A 4,724-nucleotide genomic window follows, 5' to 3' on the forward strand; every position below is an offset into this window, starting at 1 on the left:
CACCCCACACTTAGCATGGCTCGGAGAGGGTCAGCCACGGCAGGACAAGGTTCTCTTACCAGACGAAGTGAAGAAATTTCTGGCCGGTGAAGTGATCATTGAGGAGAAACTTGATGGGGCAAACCTTGGAATTTCGCGAGGAGAGGATGGAGATATTTTATTGCAAAACAGAGGCTCTTATCTGTCGGAGCCATACAGAGGGCAGTTTAGCCGTCTCGCGCCGTGGCTTGGAGAACGGACGGAACCCTTAAGCAGAATTCTTACTCCGGAGAGAATATTATTTGGAGAATGGTGTACTGCAACCCACTCACTTTACTATAATCGTCTTCCTGACTGGTTTCTGTTGTTTGACGTATATTGTCGAAGCAGTCAGGGATTTTGGAGCACGGTGAGAAGGAATGCTTTGGCGCGCAAAATCGGTCTCACCACCGCGCCTCAAATCGCAAAAGGGCATTTCACGCTTAGCCAATTAACTGAACTGCTGCTCGATGAGTGCAGCCAATTCCGAGATGGCACGATCGAAGGGCTCGTGATCAGAAGCGAGGACGACTCCGTATGCTTCGCCCGTGCTAAATTAGTTAGACCCGACTTTTCGCAAGCCATACAAGAGCACTGGAAGTCTCGGCCACTCTCGTGGAACCGCGTATCCGCACCCTAGGTTCTTCCAGAGCCTCCCCGAAAAAACCTGGCACCATTTGATATATTTTCTGCGCAACTCCTCTAGCGCAGCGCCCGGATGCGGAAATGGCAAGCGATGCACGAACGGCAGCAGTGCGGAAGGCTCGGTTCAGCTTTGGGCGACAACCGTAAGCGCTTTGCAGGTTTCTGCAAAGTCAGCTTCTGCGCATTGCTGCCATTCGTGGCTTTCGCAGCGAATGGCAACTGTCCGCCCACATCATCGGATTAGCGCCCTAGAAAAAGGATGTGGTGATCTTCTGGTGAAGGTTCGCATATCTGCCCTTATGAGCCTGGTCGCCACCGAAAGACCTAATGAATGCGTTGCGATGCCTGCGTCTCGCTGGTGGACGCATGTAGAGTGCAAGCTGGAGGGGCTGACCAGGGGCGCCTCTACCGCCAAGTGTGCCCGGACCAGATCACTTCGCCAAGAATGCCGGCCTGCACGAACGCGATCTCGTTACCCGAGTAGTACTTCGGGCTGAACTGTTCAGTGTCTGGATTGTCGCTACGAGCAATGAGGATGCGCTCAGGAACCAGCTCTAGCCTGGCAAGGCAGAACCCGTCCTCTTGGGTCTGATATGCGTAGGCTTTGCCATTGCGTAGGACCGTTGCCTTCCGGTCGACCATCACCAGATCGCCATCGCAGATAGCCGGAGCCATGTTGGAGCTTAGAGCAGTGAACAGGATGCACTGTTCTGGTTTAAGACGCCCCCTCAGAAACCAATCATTCGGAAACGCGACGTGCTCATCGGCTTCGACCGCGAGATTCAGTAGGCCTTCGTCAGAGAGCAGCGCAGGGGAGTAGTGCGGTATCAGTGCGAAACGCTCTCGGTCCAGCTCGACGATCGTGGAGGGTTCTCGGGGAGGCCCGATGTAGAACTCAAGTCCCATAGCTTCGCAGATGGTTTGGGCCTTTTCGATGCTTGGGATTGCTCGCTTCTGGTCGTCGCGGACCACGCCTCTGAGGTAACCTCGGCTGAAGCCGAAGCGGTCCTCTGCTTGGTTTATGTTCTTTAGGCCAAGCTCCTGTATCCGAGCCTGTACCAGCGAAGCGAAATCCATAGGAGAAGTCCATAATGCAATGTTGGGACATTGCCTAACGACTTTTTGCTCTGCAAGTAGGATTTAGCCGAGCTATAAAAGTTGGCAAAAGCCTAAAGGTGAAGCGATGACAGATGAGCAGATCTTGGAGCTGGCGGAGGCGTACGCAGAGCGCCGCCAGATAAAGTTATCGACGTTAGGGGCTTATGCGGCTCGAGACGGCAAATTCTTCGAGCAACTCAAGGCTGGTCGTGAACTCCGCCGGCATACCCGGGCAAAGCTCGCCAAGTGGTTCGATCGCCACTGGTTTGAAGACCTTGAATGGCCTCAGGCAATCCCCAGGCCGACATCGGCTCCCGAGAGCGGGAGCCCGATGTGATGGCAGACTCTCAGGTCACCCTCTGCACAACGTACGCTGGGCTTAGCTCTCAGCCCACGCAGGACTCCTCCTCTCGGGGACGCCACGGATATCGTGATCGTGGAAGGCGGCGTCGATCTGCGGCGGCGCTGGAAGATGGTGGTCGAGCTGCGCAACATCCCCTTCGACCAGCAGCGCGACGTGCTGTTCTGGTTGCTCGACCGGGTGCCGAACTTCCGCAAGGGGGCGATGGATCGTGGCGGGAATGGCGCCTACCTCGCCGAGAAGGCGACCCAGCGTTACGGCTCGCGCATCGTCGAGGTGAGCTTCAGCCGTCAGTGGTACGAGCTGGAGATGCCACCCTATATCGAGGGCTTTGCCGATCGCACAGTGCTGCTGGCCCGGCACGAGGATGTGCTGCGCGACCACCAGGCGCTGCAATACGTCGACGGGATCATCCGGGTCCCGCGCAACTTCCGCTTCAAGGGCAGCGACGGGCTCGACCGTCACGGCGACAGCGCGATCGCCGGGGCGCTCGCCGACTTCGCCAGCCGCGAGCCCTGGGCGGAGTACGCCTACCGGCCTGTCGTGCAGACCCCGAGCGATCCCACAGGCGGCCCCGACGAAGACGAGGCCGCCCGTGGATGGTGGCGCCCGCCGCTGGGCGCCGGGCTGCGAGGAGGGATCTGATGTTCGCTTGTTATATGCATCCCCCAGTGCGGGGGCCGGAAGCTGCGCCAACAGCCTCCAACACGGGGCTCCTATCACAGCTCCCCGCCGACCTGAGAAGAATCAAGGTCGCCCCGCGACACCATGCTCGGGGGCGAGCGACAGAAGAGTCAAACACCGTGCCCATCAGGCCTGCAAAACCCATCGCGCCCTATCTCGGCGGCAAGAAGAACCTTGCCCGCCGCATCTGCCACGCCGATGATCACAAGACCTATGCCGAGCCCTTCGTGGGCATGGGCGGCGTCTTCCTGCGCCGGGCGCGCCCGGTCCGGGCGGAGTTCATCAACGACGCCAACCGCGAGATCTACAACCTGTTCCGCATCCTGCAGGAGCATTACGTCGCCTTCCTCGATCTGCTGAAGTTCCAGATCACGACGCAGGCGAACTTCTACCGCCTTGCTTCGGTCGATCCTGAGACCCTGACCGACCTCCAACGTGCGGCGCGCTTCCTTTATCTGCAGCGCTGCTCATTCGGCGGGCACGTGGCGAAGCGCAGCTTCGGCCTGTCGGCGGACCGGCCCGGGCGCTTCAACCTCACGACACTCGAGCCCGACCTCGAGGCGCTTCACGAACGTCTCTCGGGCGTCACCGTCATGACGCTGGACTTTGCACCGTTCATCTCGCGGATCGATCGCCACAGCGCCTTCTTCTATCTCGATCCGCCGTACTGGGGCTGCGAGACCGATTACGGTCGCGATAGCTTCGGTCGCGACCGTTTTGGTGAGATGTCGGAGCAGCTCCGCGAGATCGCGGGACGCTTCCTGCTCTCCATCAACGATGTGCCGGAGGTGCGCGAACTCTTCGCCTGGGCCCGGATCGTGCCGGTCGAGACCACCTACACCATCCAGTCGGTGGGCAATACCCGGAAAGCCAGTGAGCTTCTGATCGGCAACTTCGACTTCAGCGTGACTGGAAGGAGGTGAGACATGACACGGGGCCATCAACTTGTCGATCAATGGGGCCGCCCGGTGAAGCGCGCGGAGCTGAAGCGCGAACTCGCCGCGCCGACCGTGGGCGGCGTGCGCTCGCCGATCACCGGCTATCCGGGCGACGGGCTCACGCCCGACCGGCTCGCCATCATCCTGAGGGAGGCCGACCAGGGCGATCCGATCCGTTACCTCGAGCTCGCCGAGACGATCGAGGAGCGGGACCTGCACTATGCCGGCGTGCTCGGCACCCGGAAGCGCTCGGTCAGCCAGATCGAGATCACCGTCCAGGAAGGGGGCGAGAGCCAGCACGATCTCGAGATGGCGAAAATGGTCCGCGACTGGCTCGACCGCGACGAGCTGAGCGACGAGACCTTCGACATCCTCGACGCCATGGGCAAGGGCTACAGCTTCACCGAGATCGTTTGGGATACGTCATCGTTGCAGTGGCAGCCGGTGCGGCTGGAATACCGCGATCCCCGCTGGTTCAGCTTCCAGCGCCACGACTTGGCGACGCCGATGATGCTGGACGACAGCGGGCAGGAGATCGCGCTGCCCGCCTACAAGTTCATCTATGCCCGGATCAAGGCGAAGAGCGGGCTGGCCCTGCGCTCGGGGCTGGCGCGGCTCGCGACCTGGAACTGGATGTTCAAGGCCTACACCCAGCGCGACTGGGCGATCTTCACCCAGACCTACGGTCAGCCGATCCGGGTGGGCAAGTACGGGCCCGGCGCAGATCAGAAGGACCAGGACACGCTCTTCCGTGCCGTCGCCAACATCGGAGGCGACTGCGCGGCCATCATCCCCGACAGCATGATGATCGAGTTCATCGAGGCGAAGAGCATCGGCTCCTCGACCGATCACTACGAGCGGCGCTCCGACTGGCTCGACAAGCAGATGTCGAAGGCGGTGCTGGGGCAGACCGCCACGACGGATGCCGAGACCGGCGGGCTCGGATCGGGCAAGGAGCACCGGGAGGTGCAGCAGGACAT

Annotated in this window: 6 protein-coding genes; 5 read left to right on the plus strand and 1 reads right to left on the minus strand. The window is 60.6% G+C overall.

The genetic code is table 11. The annotated features are described in order from the left end of the window. Positions 1-658 (plus strand): RNA ligase family protein (locus HC022_RS19315; protein WP_167453504.1); only part of this gene is annotated, 658 nt, incomplete at its 5' end. Positions 659-1,068: 410 nt separating this feature from the next. On the opposite strand, the gene HC022_RS19320 is transcribed toward HC022_RS19315, so the two are convergent. Next, positions 1,069-1,740: a S24 family peptidase gene (locus tag HC022_RS19320; RefSeq protein ID WP_167453505.1), complete on the minus strand. Its 672-nt coding sequence runs from the start codon at positions 1,738-1,740 to the stop codon at positions 1,069-1,071. Between the two features lie 106 nt (positions 1,741-1,846). On the opposite strand from HC022_RS19320, the gene HC022_RS19325 reads away from it, so the two are divergent. The 4 genes from HC022_RS19325 to HC022_RS19340 form a co-directional block, all read left to right on the plus strand. Beyond that, positions 1,847-2,098: a hypothetical protein gene (locus HC022_RS19325; RefSeq protein WP_040384111.1), complete on the plus strand. Its 252-nt coding sequence runs from the start codon at positions 1,847-1,849 to the stop codon at positions 2,096-2,098. A 93-nt stretch (positions 2,099-2,191) separates the two neighbouring features. Then, positions 2,192-2,767: a hypothetical protein gene (locus HC022_RS19330; RefSeq protein WP_254885184.1), complete on the plus strand. Its 576-nt coding sequence runs from the start codon at positions 2,192-2,194 to the stop codon at positions 2,765-2,767. Between the two features lie 158 nt (positions 2,768-2,925). Next, positions 2,926-3,729: a DNA adenine methylase gene (locus HC022_RS19335; RefSeq protein WP_368484702.1), complete on the plus strand. Its 804-nt coding sequence runs from the start codon at positions 2,926-2,928 to the stop codon at positions 3,727-3,729. A 3-nt stretch (positions 3,730-3,732) separates the two neighbouring features. Next, positions 3,733-4,724, plus strand: a 992-nt coding sequence (locus HC022_RS19340; RefSeq protein ID WP_167453506.1) for a DUF935 domain-containing protein, incomplete at its 3' end; no start/stop codon positions are given.

This window comes from Salipiger sp. HF18, from assembly GCF_011806505.1.
GTDB classification, from domain to species: Bacteria; Pseudomonadota; Alphaproteobacteria; order Rhodobacterales; family Rhodobacteraceae; genus Salipiger; species Salipiger thiooxidans.

Excerpts from the sequence above, each read along its gene's own strand:
- HC022_RS19320 (WP_167453505.1), bottom strand. The coding sequence starts at position 1,740 with ATGGATTTCGCTTCGCTGGTACAGGCTCGGATACAGGAGCTTGGCCTA.
- HC022_RS19325 (WP_040384111.1), top strand. The coding sequence starts at position 1,847 with ATGACAGATGAGCAGATCTTGGAGCTGGCGGAGGCGTACGCAGAGCGC.